Source organism: Bordetella holmesii, assembly GCF_020735985.1.
Lineage (GTDB): Bacteria > Pseudomonadota > Gammaproteobacteria > Burkholderiales > Burkholderiaceae_B > Bordetella > Bordetella holmesii.
The window spans coordinates 3,523,191-3,537,339 of sequence record NZ_CP085973.1 but is presented as its reverse complement, the minus strand read 5'-3'; the positions used below and the strand labels follow the sequence as shown (position 1 = coordinate 3,537,339).

The 14,149-nt window shown below is 62.6% G+C and carries 10 protein-coding genes and 2 pseudogenes; 4 read left to right on the top strand and 8 right to left on the bottom strand.

The features are described 5' to 3' along the window. Nucleotides 1-107: 107 nt before the first annotated feature. The 7 genes and pseudogenes from aspS to LK440_RS16980 form a co-directional block, all read right to left on the bottom strand. On the bottom strand, nucleotides 108-1,898 hold the full coding sequence (gene aspS / locus LK440_RS17010; protein WP_005017062.1) for an aspartate--tRNA ligase: 1,791 nt from the start codon (nucleotides 1,896-1,898) through the stop codon (nucleotides 108-110). Between the two features lie 41 nt (nucleotides 1,899-1,939). Beyond that, nucleotides 1,940-2,575 (bottom strand): DUF502 domain-containing protein, encoded by a 636-nt coding sequence (locus LK440_RS17005; protein WP_005017064.1) that lies wholly within the window; start codon nucleotides 2,573-2,575, stop codon nucleotides 1,940-1,942. Nucleotides 2,576-2,577: 2 nt separating this feature from the next. After that, a complete protein-coding gene (locus LK440_RS17000) occupies nucleotides 2,578-2,892 on the bottom strand; it encodes an FmdB family zinc ribbon protein (protein WP_005017066.1) in 315 nt (104 codons plus the stop codon). Between the two features lie 176 nt (nucleotides 2,893-3,068). Beyond that, nucleotides 3,069-4,349: pseudogene (locus tag LK440_RS16995) on the bottom strand (putative Na+/H+ antiporter). A gap of 93 nt (nucleotides 4,350-4,442) precedes the next feature. Next, nucleotides 4,443-6,065 carry a GMC family oxidoreductase gene (locus tag LK440_RS16990; protein WP_005017068.1) on the bottom strand — a complete coding sequence of 541 codons (1,623 nt, stop codon included), beginning with the start codon at nucleotides 6,063-6,065 and terminating at the stop codon, nucleotides 4,443-4,445. Nucleotides 6,066-6,235: 170 nt separating this feature from the next. After that, nucleotides 6,236-7,043 (bottom strand): annotated as a pseudogene (locus LK440_RS16985) (dihydrodipicolinate synthase family protein). Between the two features lie 274 nt (nucleotides 7,044-7,317). After that, on the bottom strand, nucleotides 7,318-7,806 hold the full coding sequence (locus tag LK440_RS16980; RefSeq protein WP_005017074.1) for a GAF domain-containing protein: 489 nt from the start codon (nucleotides 7,804-7,806) through the stop codon (nucleotides 7,318-7,320). A gap of 141 nt (nucleotides 7,807-7,947) precedes the next feature. On the opposite strand from LK440_RS16980, the gene LK440_RS16975 reads away from it, so the two are divergent. The 3 genes from LK440_RS16975 (at nucleotide 7,948) to LK440_RS16965 (ending at nucleotide 10,861) form a co-directional block, all read left to right on the top strand. Further along, nucleotides 7,948-9,147, top strand: coding sequence for an aminotransferase-like domain-containing protein (locus tag LK440_RS16975; protein ID WP_005017076.1), 1,200 nt, complete (start codon nucleotides 7,948-7,950; stop codon nucleotides 9,145-9,147). 75 nt (nucleotides 9,148-9,222) lie between these two features. Beyond that, on the top strand, nucleotides 9,223-10,146 hold the full coding sequence (ubiA, locus tag LK440_RS16970; RefSeq protein WP_005017078.1) for a 4-hydroxybenzoate octaprenyltransferase: 924 nt from the start codon (nucleotides 9,223-9,225) through the stop codon (nucleotides 10,144-10,146). A 334-nt stretch (nucleotides 10,147-10,480) separates the two neighbouring features. Then, nucleotides 10,481-10,861 carry a DUF4148 domain-containing protein gene (locus tag LK440_RS16965; RefSeq protein ID WP_025341271.1) on the top strand — a complete coding sequence of 127 codons (381 nt, stop codon included), beginning with the start codon at nucleotides 10,481-10,483 and terminating at the stop codon, nucleotides 10,859-10,861. Nucleotides 10,862-11,004: 143 nt separating this feature from the next. On the opposite strand, the gene glcC is transcribed toward LK440_RS16965, so the two are convergent. Next, entirely contained in the window at nucleotides 11,005-11,763 is a 759-nt protein-coding gene (gene glcC, locus LK440_RS16960) for a transcriptional regulator GlcC (RefSeq protein ID WP_032826921.1), read from the bottom strand. 211 nt (nucleotides 11,764-11,974) lie between these two features. Here glcC and LK440_RS16955 point away from each other — a divergent pair, with 211 nt between their 5' ends. After that, nucleotides 11,975-14,146, top strand: coding sequence for a malate synthase G (locus LK440_RS16955; RefSeq protein ID WP_005017084.1), 2,172 nt, complete (start codon nucleotides 11,975-11,977; stop codon nucleotides 14,144-14,146). Nucleotides 14,147-14,149 lie beyond the last annotated feature (3 nt).

Genomic DNA, 14,149 nt, shown 5'->3' with positions numbered 1-14,149 from the left:
TGGCGCCTCATCATCTGAAAGGAGTATCGGCAAGCACGACCCGGACCCTCCTGAGGCCTCGGGCCGACGCGGCGCCACATCACGCGGCGCCGCACCCTGAGCTTACTTCATTTCACTTCGGTATTGCGCAGGCGGATATGCAGCTCGCGTAATTGCTTGTCATCAACCGACGAAGGCGCTTGCGTCAGCAAGCACTGAGCGCGTTGCGTCTTCGGGAAGGCGATCACGTCGCGGATGGACTCGGCGCCCGTCATCATGGTGACGATACGATCCAGGCCAAATGCGATACCGCCGTGCGGAGGCGCACCGTACCGCAGCGCATCGAGCAGGAAGCCGAACTTCTCCCGGGCCTCCTCGGCGCCGATCTTCAGTGCGCGGAAGACCTTGCTCTGCACTTCTTCGCGGTGGATACGCACGGAGCCGCCGCCGATTTCCCAACCGTTGAGCACCATGTCGTAGGCCTTGGCGAACGCCTTGCCCGGATCGGTTTCGAGGAAGTTCTCGTGGCCGTCCTTGGGGCTGGTGAACGGATGGTGGGCTGCGGTGTAGCGGCCCTCTTCTTCGTCGTACTCGAACATCGGAAAATCCACCACCCACAGCGGGCGCCAGCCCCCGGTGAACAAGCCTGTCCTCTTGCCGAACTCGCTGTGGCCGATCTTCACGCGCAGCGCGCCGATGGCATCGTTGACGACCTTGGCACGATCGGCACCAAAGAAGATGATGTCGCCATCCTGGGCGCCACTGCGCTTGACCAGTTCGGCCAGCGCGGCGTCGTGCAGGTTCTTGACGATCGGCGACTGCAATCCTTCTCGGCCCTTGCCCGCTTCGTTGACCTTGATATAGGCCAGGCCCTTGGCTCCGTAAATGCCGACGAACTGGGTGTAGGCATCGATCTCGCTGCGCGAGAGCTCGGCGCCGCCCGGCACGCGCAGAGCAACCACCCGGCTGCCTGCGGTGGTGGCCGCCGAGGCAAAGACCTTGAAGTCCACGTCACGCATGACGTCGGTCACATCGGTGAACTCGAGGTTCACGCGCAGATCGGGCTTATCCGAACCGTAGCGCGCCATGGCCTCGGTCCAGGTCATCATGGGGAAGGACTCGGGAAGATCGACGTCCTGCACCACCTTGAAGACGTGGCGGATCATGCTCTCGAAGATGGCACGGATCTCGGTCTCGGTCAGGAAGGAGGTTTCGCAATCGATCTGCGTGAACTCCGGCTGGCGGTCAGCGCGCAGATCCTCGTCGCGGAAGCACTTGGTGATCTGGTAGTAGCGGTCAAAGCCCGAGACCATCAGCATCTGCTTGAACAGCTGCGGCGACTGAGGCAGAGCAAAGAAATGACCGGCGTTCACACGTGAAGGCACGAGATAGTCGCGGGCACCTTCGGGCGTGCTCTTGGTCAGCATCGGCGTTTCGATGTCGATGAAGCCCAGTTGATCCAGGAATTTGCGCACTTCGATGGAGACCCGATAGCGCAGCATCAGGTTGCGCTGCATCTGCGGGCGGCGCAGGTCCAGCACACGGTGCGTCAGACGAGTCGTTTCCGACAGGTTGTCGTCATCGAGTTGGAAGGGCGGCGTCACCGACGCGTTCAGGATCTCGACCTCGCGGCACAATACCTCGATCTCGCCCGAGGCCAGTTCGGCGTTGGTGGTGCCTGCGGGACGCTCACGCACCAGGCCGGTCACGCGCACGCAGAACTCGTTGCGCAGACGCTCAGCGGTGCCAAACGCGTCGGCATTGTCCGGATCGAACACGATCTGAGCCAGGCCGGCGCGATCGCGCAAATCGATAAAAATCACCCCACCGTGGTCGCGGCGGCGGTTCACCCAGCCGTACAGGGTGACAGTCTGGCCGAGATGGTCACGGCAAACCTGGCCGGTATAGCAGGTACGCATGCGGGATAACTCCGTTGATAGGCTTGTGAGCGCAAAAAAGGTTAAGGCTCGGCGCGAGGCGCCTCTGCCGGTGGGTGGGGGTGCATGCCGGTGATGTCCGGCGGCGCCACGACACCCATGGAAACGATGTACTTCAGTGCTGCATCGACGGTCAGATCCAGATCGATGACCTGGTCGCGCGGCATCATGAGAAAAAAGCCCGAGGTCGGGTTGGGCGTCGTCGGCACGTAGACGCTCAGATGCTCTCCCGGCAGATAAGAAGCGACTTCGCCACTGGGCGCGCCCGTCAGAAACGCGATGGTCCAGGAGCCGGCGCGCGGATACTGGATCAATACCGCCTGGCGGAAAGCTCTGCCATTGGGTGCCAGGACGGTGTCGCTGACTTGCTTGACCGAGTTGTAGATCGAGCGTACCAGCGGAATCCTGCCAAGGATACGCTCCCACTGATCAAACAGGCTGCGCCCCAACAGATTGGCGGCCAGCACGCCGGTCAGCAGCACCACCGCGATCACCAGCACGAAGCGGAAACCCGGGATATCGAGCCCGAACAACGATTCGGAGGACAAAAATCCCGGGACAAAGCCTTCGAGGGTGGTCACCAGCAGGCCCAGGACCCAGATCGTAATGGCCAGGGGCACCCAGATCAGCAGACCGGCAATGAAGTACTTCTTGAACACGATCAGGTCGTCGCGCCAGGCGTCGTGGGCGCCGCCGCCGGCGTGCTCGCCGGCGCGCTGGCGCTCGACGTATCGGCAGCCGCAGCGCCGCTTTCTGCGGGGGCGGCCTTCGCGGCAGGGGCGTTGCCCGAGCTGTTATTGCGGAAGTCGGTCACATACCAGCCCGAACCCTTGAGTTGAAACCCTGCAGCGGTTACCTGCTTGGTAAAGCTGCTCTTGCCGCACTCAGGACAATCGGTCAGCGGTGCGTCGGATATCTTCTGCAGAACGTCTTTCGCGAAACCACAGCTGCTGCATTTATAAGCGTAAATAGGCATGAAATGAGGACTCCCAGCCTCACTGGCGAATGAATCCGGCCCGGACTGCTTCGCGTCGACGATGCGAAACCATCCGGGCTCAGCCGCAAAAAATACGGGAACGTGTTGAATTTTAGCGGTTTTTAAAAGCGGACCCGGTGCGGGTTCATGCCAACCCGTGTGATGCGGGCCCTTTTTTATACCGGCAACAGGAACATTCCGGCGGCCACCAGCGTAGGAACCAAGGCGGCGAGGAACAGCTTTCCCGATGAGATGCTGCCGTCGGGGAAGTGATTCTTCAGCAGGGCAAAGCCGGCCGGGTTGGGCGCATTCGCGATAACCGTCAGTCCGCCGCCGGTGACTGCGCCGGCCACCAGCATGTAGCGCCAGTCGGCACTGCTACCCTCGACCAGGGAACCCAGATAGGTCAGCGGGGCGTTGTCCGTGATGGCCGTCAGCGCCGTAGCACCCCAGAAAAGGACGGTGGGCGACAACCCACCCAGCAAATCCTGCAACCACCATTTCTGCAGTCCGCCCAGAACCACCAGCCCGGCCAGAAAAAAACCGACCATCAGCCCCTCCTTGATGAGCAAACGATTCTGGTGCCGTTTGTAGGCTTCCGAAAAACCGATGAACATCATCAATAGCCCGAGGAAAACGGCGGGATGATGCGCCGTGAGCACGACACCGATAAGAAACAGCAGATGCACGGCGATCACCAGCGCCGGCACGCGGGCGCGCATGCCGTCGACACCACTGACGGAGCTGGCGCTGGAACCTTGGCTGCTGGCCAGCAAGGCCTGGCGGCAGATGACCGTCAACACAGCCGCGTTGAGGCAGACGGCAAGCGCGGCGCGCCAGCCGAAATGCGTGGCCATGAAAACCGTATCCCAGCCAAATGTCGAGGCGACCATCAGCACCGGTGGGGCGGCATAGGAGGTCAACACGCCTCCGATGGAGACATTGACGAACAACACACCCAGGGCCAGGTACTTGAAGCCATCATGCCCATGGACCCGGAAGTACCCGTCCCGCAGAAGCAGCGCGGCAAGCGTCATCGCCGCCGGCTCGGTGATGAAGGACCCGCCCAATGGCACGATCGACATGAGCACGAAAAACGTCGCGAGTTCGCGGCGTACCGGCAACAAGCGCGCCACCATACGCACCGCCATTCCGACCAGATCCAGGATGGGCCGGCTGGAAGCGACCACCATGATCACAAAGACGAACAAGGGCTCGGTGAAGTTGCGCGTATCCATGTAATGGACGGCAGCCTGGCTGCCTTACATGGCCGCCATGATCACGATGAGCGCAAACGCCCAGACGCCGAAGACCGCCTCGACCTCCGACAGCAGATGCCACAGCCCGGCGTGCGCGCCGTCGCGATGCGCGAGCCGGGCAAAAACCGGCACGGAAAAAGTATGCAGCACAGCCACGGCAAACAGCACGGTGGCGACGATTTCGATAGGCTGAATCATGCGTACTCTGCGAACAGGCCGGCGACCACAAACCGCAGCCGGCGCTTGTTGAATAAGCTGCGCAATATAACGCAGGGCCCTGCAAGCAGCGCCTCAGACACGGGCGCGACGCACCATGTCCGCGCCCTTTTCCGCGATCATCACGGTCGGCGAGTTGGTGTTGCCCGAGGTGATGGTCGGCATGATGGAGGCATCGATCACCCGAAGGCCCGTCACCCCCCTGACGCGCAGTTGTGCATCGACGACGGCCGCCGCCTCGCTGCCCATACGGCAAGTGCCTACCGGATGGAAGATCGTGGTCCCGATTTCGCTGGCTGCGCGCGCCAGATCCGCGGCGCTTTGCGCCTGAAAGCCAGGTTTGTATTCCTCGGGACGATACCCTGCCAGCGCGGGCTGTGCGACGATGCGGCGGGTCAGTCGGATGCTGTCGATCGCAACCTGCCGGTCTTCTGGTGTGGAGAGATAGTTGCACTGGATCTGCGGGGCGATCTGCGCGTCGGCCGACACGACACGCACACTGCCACGGCTGGTGGGCCGCAGGTTGCAGACCGAGGCCGTGAACGCCGCAAACGCATGCAGCGGCTCGCCAAACCGCTCCAGCGACAAGGGTTGCACATGGTATTGCACATTGGCGCGAGCTTGCGCGACGCTTGACCGTGCGAACGCGCCAAGCTGGGATGGCGCCATGCTCAGCGGGCCGCTGCGAGACCATGCATATTGCGCGGCCATCATGGCTTTGCCCCACCACTTGCCGGCGATGGCATTGAGTGTCTTGGCGTTGGACACCCGATAGATCAGGCGCAATTGCAGGTGATCCTGTAAATTAGCCCCGACCTCGGGCGCATCGTGCACGACCGGCACGCCCAGGCGTTGCAATAGCGCGGCGGGCCCTACCCCCGAGACCTGCAGCAGTTGCGCCGAGCCGATGGCTCCGGCCGACAGCAACACCTCGCCGCGCGCCTGCGCCACACGGCGCTGGCCACCCTCATCCACGAATTGCACACCCGCGGCGCGCTTTTGTGCGAACACGACACGCTCGACACGCGCACCCGTCATGACACGCAGATTGGGGCGCTTGCGGGCAGGCCGCAAGAACGCCTTGGCCGACGTCCAGCGCACGCCGCGGCGCTGATTGACCTCGAAATAATCGCAGCCCTCGTTATCGCCCTGATTGAAATCCTGCACGGGCGCGATGCCGGCCTGGGCAGCCGCGTCCCGGAACGCATCCAGCAATTCCCAGGACAAGCGCTGGCGCTCGACCCGCCACTCCCCTCCCGCGCCATGGAACTCGCTACTGCCCGCATGATGATCTTCGCAAGATTTGAAGTAAGGCAACACGTCATCCCAGCTCCAGCCCGGATTCCCCAGGGCTGCCCAGCCGTCGTAGTCAGCGCGCTGACCACGCATGTAAATCATGCCGTTGATGGCGGAGCTGCCGCCCAGCACCCGGCCGCGAGGATAGCCCAGGCTGCGGCCGGCCAGACCCGGATCGGCCTGCGTGCGGTAGCACCAGTCCGTGCGCGGATTACCGATGCAATACAGATAGCCCACCGGGATATGGATCCAGTGCCAATTGTCCTTCCCCCCCGCCTCGAGCAGAAGGACGTTGACGCGGGGATCTGCCGAGAGCCGGTTGGCCAGCAGGCAACCGGCTGAGCCCGCACCCACGATGATGTAATCAAAAACCATGTCATTGGTACCGGCGGGCGCACTCATGAGCAGTCTGTCTCCGGGAATTGGTATGCGACGCAAGCGTCTTTATGCGGCAGTTGTAGAACACCCGGCTGCCGCTGCCAACCCGTATCGTCCCCACTGGCATAGGACGGGCCATTGTCCGTGTCGTCTTCCCGACAGGCACGTGCCCGGGCCTGTCGGATGATGCGCATTCAATTGCCGGGGTAGCGCCGCTGTAATTCGTCCACCGCTGCCTCCAATTGCACGATCAGGGCCAGACTGGCCGGCGCCATCGGCGCGCGCAGCGTCTCATGCATCAAGCCCTGGCGTGCCAGCAACCCCTTCAGTGGCGCCGGGTTCGGTTCCGCGAAGACCATGCGGATCATCGGCGCCAGGGCATGGAAAATTTGACGCGCCACGCCCACCTGCTGCGCCTGCATGGCCTGGTACATGGCCACGAAGAGATCGGCGCGCACATGAGCCGCCGCAATCCTTGATGGCGCGAATATTGGGGTGCTCGGCCAGCGCCAGCAACGTGCTCGTCTCGATCTGCGCGCCCGTCCGGTACGGGATGTCGTAGAGAATGAGCGGCACGGCGCTGGCATCGGCCAGCGCTCGAAAGTAGTCCGCCAGCCCCACCTGGCCGGGACGCACGTAATACGGCGCCGGGGTCAACAGCCCGGCCAGCGGCCGCGAGGTAAATACCGCCTGCCGGCGCAGCACCTCACGCTGATGGTTTCCCGCCAATCCCATGACCACGGGCAATGGCCCTGCCTCGTCCAGCACGGTATCCAGCACCGCCAACTGCTCGTACTCGTCCATGGCTGCGGCCTCGCCAGTACTGCCGCAGACCACCACACCGTCGATGCCGGTCTGGAGATAGTGCCGCATCAACCGCCGCAGCGCGAACAAATCGGGGCCGTCCTCGTGAAACGGTGTCACCAAGGGCAGCCAGACGCCATGGAAGGAAACGGGGGTAGCCACGGCGGTGGCGGTTTCGGTTTGAACAACGGACGACATAAATCACTCCTTCGGTTTGAGCCCGTACAGAAGTGCGATGTCGAGGGGAAGGGGGATTGCGCAGGGGATGCGCAGCCAGATCTGCCGCTGTTCCGTCGCCCATCTGACGGAACAGCATGCTCCGGTCAGATGAGCGGCTGTTTTTTGGATTTCAGGCCGAACGCTGCCAACACGCAAGACGCGCGCTGCGGGCAAACGAGGGAAATGGCCTGGTTCATGGACAAAATAGAAAAGAAATTCGCGGGGCTAAATCTACGCTGCGCCCCGCCGGCTGTCAACGCGCCAGGCTGTCGAGATAGACCTGACACAACGCCTGCATGCCTTGCCTGTCGTCGTCATCAAAGCGACCCGGCACGGGGCTGTCCACATCCCAGACGCCTAACAGTTGCCCGTCGAGCACCAGGGGCACGACGATTTCTGAACGCGAGGCGGCATCACACGCGATATGGCCGGGGAAGGCATGCACATCGGGTACGACCTGGGTCTGGCGCTGGCTGGCCGCCGCGCCGCAGACGCCGCGCGACAAGGCAATGCGCACGCAGGCGGGTTTGCCCTGAAAAGGCCCGAGTACGAGCTCCTGACCGTCAAAAAAGTAAAACCCGCACCAGTTGATCTGCGGCAAGGCCTGCCAAGCCAGCGCGGCCAGGTTGGCGGCGTTGGCAATGCGGTCGCATTCGCCGGCGAGCAGCGCCTGCGCCTGCGCGACCAACTCGCGGTAGAACTGGGGTTTGGAAGCAGTCGAGAGGGGGGCGGCCTGGAACATGACGCGTATATGTAATTAAAATTAACTGTACCGGAAGAAATCGTGCCCGGTGATTTTAGGCTGCCGCCCGGGCGCCACGCCGGCTTGTGCAACAATAAATGTGCAAGCACGTCTCCATTCTTTCTACAAGCCCGCCCCCCCATGGACAAGCCCTTCGAACCCGCGTATTCCTTCTCGGAACGCGCCCAGCAACTGACCAGTTCCGCCATCCGCGAAATCCTCAAAGTCACTGAACGTCCCGAGGTGATTTCGTTTGCGGGCGGCCTGCCGGCTCCCGGCGGCTTTCCGGTCGAAGTGGTCCGTGCGGCGTTCGACAAGGTGCTGGCCACCAACGGTCGCGCGGCCCTGCAGTATGGTCCGACCGAAGGCTACGCCCCCTTGCGCCAATGGGTGGCGCAGGATCTGAACAGCGCCGGCGCCCACGTTACCGCCGACCAGATTCTGATCGTCTCCGGTTCGCAGCAGGCGCTGGACCTGCTGGGCAAAGTCCTCATCGACAAAGACAGCAAGGTGTTGGTCGAAGACCCCAGCTACCTGGGTGCGCTGCAATCCTTCAGCCTGTATCAGCCCTGTTATGTCCCGGTGCCGACCGACGAAGGTGGTCTGATCCCTGAGGCGATCACACCCGAACTGGCTGCCGGCGCACGCTTTCTGTATGCCTTGCCCAATTTCCAGAACCCCACTGGCCGCACGCTGGATCGCGCACGTCGCGAAGCACTGGTCGCGCGCGCCGCCGACATGGGCCTGCCCATCATCGAAGACGATCCGTACGGCGATCTGCGCTATGCCGGTCAGCCTCAGCCCGGCCTGCTGGCCCTGGGGACGGCCGTAGGAGCCACCGTGATCCGGCTGGGCACCTTCTCCAAGGTACTGGCGCCGGGCCTGCGCCTGGGATATATCGCGGCGCCGCGCGCCATCATCGACAAACTGGTGCAGGCCAAACAGGCCACTGATCTGCATACCCCGACTCTGACGCAGATGGCCATCTACGAGATCGTCAAGGACGGCTTCCTGCAAGAGCATCTGCCCAAAGTGCGCGAAATCTACCGCACGCAGGGCCGCTGCATGATGGAAGCCATCAAACGCGAATTTCCAGACGGCGTGAGCTGGACCGTGCCGGAAGGCGGCATGTTCCTGTGGGTGACGCTGCCGGCGCATATCGACAGCGCGCGCCTGCTGGCCGAAGCGGTCGAACAGAACGTGGCTTTCGTGCCCGGCGCCCCCTTCTACGCCGGCAAACCACAAGCCAATACACTGCGTCTGAGCTTTGCCACCGTGCCCGAAGACAAGATCAACACTGGCATTGCCATCCTTGGCAAGCTGCTGCACAAATACGTCTGAGCCTTCAGGCATGCGGTATAGTCGGGCGCGGCGGACATCCCGCCGCGCCCTTCTTTTTTATCGACAGTACACTCCGTGAACGCCCAAGCTACCCGCCCGACCGACCTCAGCGACATCGTCTTTGACGACTGGGTCGAGCGCTGGCTGCCCCGCTCCTGGCGGCCGTATGCACGGCTTTGCCGGCTTGACCGCCCGATCGGCACCTGGTTGACGTTGCTGCCCTGCATCGCCACGCTGGTGCAAGCCGCCGGAGGTCTGCCGGACCTCAAAAGGCTCATTGTCTTCTCGCTGGGCGCCCTGCTCATGCGTGGCATCGGTTGCACGGTCAACGATATGTGGGACCGTGACATCGACAAACATGTCGAGCGCACGCGGTTCCGGCCATTGACCAGCGGCCAGCTCACCATGCGACAGGCCATATGGTTTCTTCTGGGCCAACTGCTGGTCTGCGCCTCGCTGCTGTTTTTCATCAACGACCTGAGCCGCTGGTGGGCGCTGGGTGTCTTGCCCTTCGTCTTCATTTATCCCTTCTGCAAGCGAGTGACATATTGGCCGCAGGCAGTGCTGGGGGTGTGTTTCAACTGGGGCATGCTCATGGCCTGGACGGACACTCAGAACGACCTGCCACTGGCCGCAGTGGCGATGTGGCTGGGTGCGGCGCTCTGGCAGATCGGCTATGACAGCATCTATGCCTATGTCGACGTACGCGATGACCTCAAGCTGGGTCTGCATTCCACCGCCATGCGCTTTGGTGCGCAGGGCAAAGTCTGGATCAGCGGTTTTTACGTGGCCAGTGCCCTGCTATGGACCTGGGGCGGTTACGCCATGGCTCTGGGATGGGGATATTTTGTAGGGATGGCTGCGGTCGCCCTGCATCTGGCCTGGCAGTTGGTCACCTTCGACCTTCAGCGCCCGGACCGCAATTTCATGCTGTTTCGCGCCAACCTCTGGACGGGCGCACTGTTGATCGCCTCGGCGCTGGCCGGCACCCTGCTCTAACGGCGGCCCGGGCCGCCCGCCAGGCGGCCGACGCAAACACGGCACTCGCACGGGCTGCCGCGTCTAGCCTGCACCGCCGCGCGCCGGCGACCTCTCCTCTCGCGTCTGTCCCTTGCCGCCTTGACAGGCAGCACAGTCACGCGCCGGTAATATCCCCATTGATGGGATCATTTGTGTTTCAAAACATTGATTACTAGTGAAAATGGAATAATGTTTTCTGATATCTAGGGTTTATCCCAGGTTCGAACAGGCAGACAATGAAGTCATCGGGAAACAAACAGAGGCAGCAACACCCGCCCCGGTTTCGATCCTTGACTAACACGGAGGAATTACCATGAAGTCGCTCGCTACTGCTGTAATGCTTTCCATGGCTGTGATGGCCGGTGCCCAAGCTGCTGATGTCGAACCCAGCCGCGCTCAAGTGCAGGCCGAACTGGCTCAAGCCAAGACTGATGGTCAGTACACCTTCGGTGAAGAAGCCTATCCGGCTGCCATCGTCCAACATGGCTCGCTGTCCTCGGCTCAGGTTCAGGACCAACTGGCTCAAGCCCAGAGTGAAGGTCTGGTGACCACGGCCAACCTGGACTATCCGCCGGTTGCCGCCACGGTAGACAGCCACGTCAGCCGCGCTCAAGTGCGCTCGGATCTGGCTCAGGCCAAGGCTGAAGGTCTGGTGACCTACGGCAACCTGGACTACCCGCCCCTGAACGGTTAATCAGCCGCGCCGGCTCAGCCCCCGCCCCGGCGCCCAGATTTCCCAAGGTCGACGCCCGCCTCGTGAGTTGCTTAACGCAGCCCGCCTGGCGGGCGTAGGCCATCTAGAGCCGGCATTTCATCCCGGCCATGGTCGGGCGCCTTTCAGGCCCAGCCTTCCAGCCGCAAGGTCGCCCGAACCAGGCGCTCGCCCTCCTGCTCGATCTCGTGGAGGCTTTGCCGCACGCTGTCGACATGTTCGGTGGCAGCGTTATGCGCCTGATCGGGTTGACGTCCCATCACTGCATCGAACAGCCGCGTGTGCTGGCGATCGATCTGCTGCTTGTGCGGCTCGCGGTGATAGAGATTGTTCACACAAGCAAAAACCGAGCCCAGCATCAGGTCGGTCAACGATTGCAACGTGTGGACCAGCACCGCATTGTGCGACGCCTCGCAGATCGCCAGATGAAAGGCATGGTCCAGATGCGCATGCGTGGCGCTGTCCGTCGGTGTCAGGTGCGCCGCCACCATCGCCTCGTAGCGCCGCCGGATCAGAATGAAATCCGCTTCGGTGCCACGAATGGCCGCCAGACGCGCCGACTCGCCCTCGAGCAAGGCTCGGACCTCCAAAAGATCGTAGAGCGTGCGCGGCTGCGAATGAAACAAATGCACCAGCGGCCCGGCATCGACCTTGGCAATCTGCGCCACGAAAGACCCGCGTCCTTGCTCGGTGTGAATGATGTTCCGGGCACGCAGCAGTTGCAGCCCTTCGCGCAAGGCGCTTCGGGATACACCGAGTTTTGCGGTCAGCCGCCGCTCCGAAGGTAGCGGCTGACCCGCCTTGAGCACACCGTCGACGATCAGTTGCTCGATACGATGCGCCACGCCCTCGCCCACGGGCTGCCGTTTGCCGACCTCGTCCATCTGTAGATTGATCACTGGTATGACCAGTTCCGGACCACTGTCGCACCCGGACTCCATAAACATTCAACTAACTGAAATAAAACCATAAAAACGTTTTTTATACCAATACGGCAGTGCACAAACTGGTATGACCAGCTGCGCCGCGTATGGACAGCGCACGCTGCAGGGCCGATGATCTGGCTATCCCTTTTTGACTATGCAGAGCGACATCATGACCGAACGCATCGCTGGCCTGCAGGTGGCGGCCTCCCTCTATCAGTTCATCGAAAACGAAGCCCTGCCGGGCAGCGGCGTCGACAGCAAGGCTTTCTGGGAGGGCTTTGCCGCTCTCATCCATGATCTCGCACCCCAGAATCGCAAGCTGCTGGCCGAGCGTGACCGTCTTCAAACGGAACTCGATACATGGCACCGCCGTCACGCCGGCCCGGTGCGCGACCCGGCCGCCTACCGCAGCTTTCTGAAGCAAACCGGCTATCTGCAGGACACCCCCGCTGCCGTACGAGTGCGTACCGAAAACGTCGATGACGAAATCGCCCGCCAGGCCGGCCCGCAGCTGGTGGTGCCCATGTCCAATGCGCGCTATGCCCTGAACGCGGCCAACGCCCGCTGGGGCAGCCTGTACGACGCCCTCTATGGCACCGATGCCATTGCCAACAGCGTCGGCCCGGCAGGCTCGACCTACAACCCCCAACGCGGCCAGGCCGTCATCGAACGCGCCCGCGACTTCCTCGACAGCGCAGCGCCCCTGGCCCGCGGTTCGCACCGTGCGGCCACGGGCTATCTGTTGCGCGGCGGTCAGTTGATCGTCACCACGGCCCAGGGCGATACCGCGCTCAGGAACCCGAGCCAGCTCCAGGGCTATCGGGGCGAGCCGAGCGCGCCATCGGCCATCCTCCTGAAGAACAACGGCCTGCACTTCGAGATCCAGATCGATCGCCAGCACACCATCGGCGCGACCGACGCGGCCGGCATCAAGGACGTGCTCATGGAAGCCGCCCTGACCACGATCATGGATTGCGAAGACTCCGTCGCCGCCGTCGATGCGCAGGACAAAACGCACATCTATCGCAATTGGCTGGGCCTGATGCGCGGCGATCTGACCGAAACCGTCAGCAAGAATGGGCATACTTTCACACGCCGCATGAATCCGGACCGCGAGTATCTCGCGGCTGACGGCACGGAATTCACCCTGCCCGGCCGGTCGCTGCTCTTTGTACGCAACGTAGGCCATTTGATGACCAATCCGGCCATCCTGGATCGTGATGGCCAAGAGATTCCTGAAGGGATCCTCGATGCCGTCATCACGTCTCTGGCCGCCAAAATCGACCTCGAACAGAAACGCAACTCCCGCAAGGGTTCCATTTACATCGTCAAGCCGAAGATGCATGGTCCGGCGGAAGTCGCTTTCGCCGACACGCTGTTTGCCCGCGTCGAAGATCTGCTGCAGATGCCACGCCATACGCTGAAGATGGGCATCATGGACGAAGAGCGCCGCACCAGCGTCAACCTGAAGGCCTGCATCGGCGCGGCCGCCGATCGGGTCGCCTTCATCAATACGGGCTTTCTGGACCGCACCGGGGACGAAATGCACTCCGTCATGCACGCCGGCCCGATGATGCGCAAGGGCGACATGAAGTCAAGCGCCTGGATCGCCGCCTACGAACGCAGCAACGTGCTGGTAGGCCTGGATTGCGGGCTGCGCGGGCGTGCTCAGATCGGCAAAGGCATGTGGGCCATGCCGGACCTGATGGCCGCCATGCTGGAACAAAAAATCGCCCATCCCAAGGCAGGTGCAAATACGGCATGGGTGCCCTCGCCGACCGCGGCGACGCTGCACGCCCTTCACTATCACCAAGTGGACATCCAGGCGGTGCAGCAAGCGCTGGAGAAGACTCGCCTGGCCGACGTGGCCGATGAGCTGCTCGCTGGCCTGCTGACCATCCCGCTGGGCGACCCCAGCACCTGGAGCGCCACCGACATCCAGCGCGAACTCGACAACAATGCGCAGGGCATTCTGGGCTATGTCGTGCGCTGGGTGGACCAAGGGGTGGGCTGCTCCAAGGTGCCCGACATCAACGATGTCGGCCTCATGGAAGACCGGGCCACTCTGCGTATCTCGAGCCAGCATATCGCCAACTGGCTGCTGCATGGTGTGGTCAGCCATGAGCAGGTCGAACAGACCTTCCAGCGCATGGCAGCGGTGGTGGACCAGCAAAACGCCGCCGATCCCGACTACCTCCCCATGGCAGGCCACTTCGACAGCTCGCTCGCCTATCAGGCCGCCACCGCGCTGGTCTTCGAGGGGCTGGAGCAACCCAACGGCTACACCGAACCCTTGTTGCACCAGTTCCGCCAGGCCTTCAAGGCCGCTCATGAGAGCTGAACG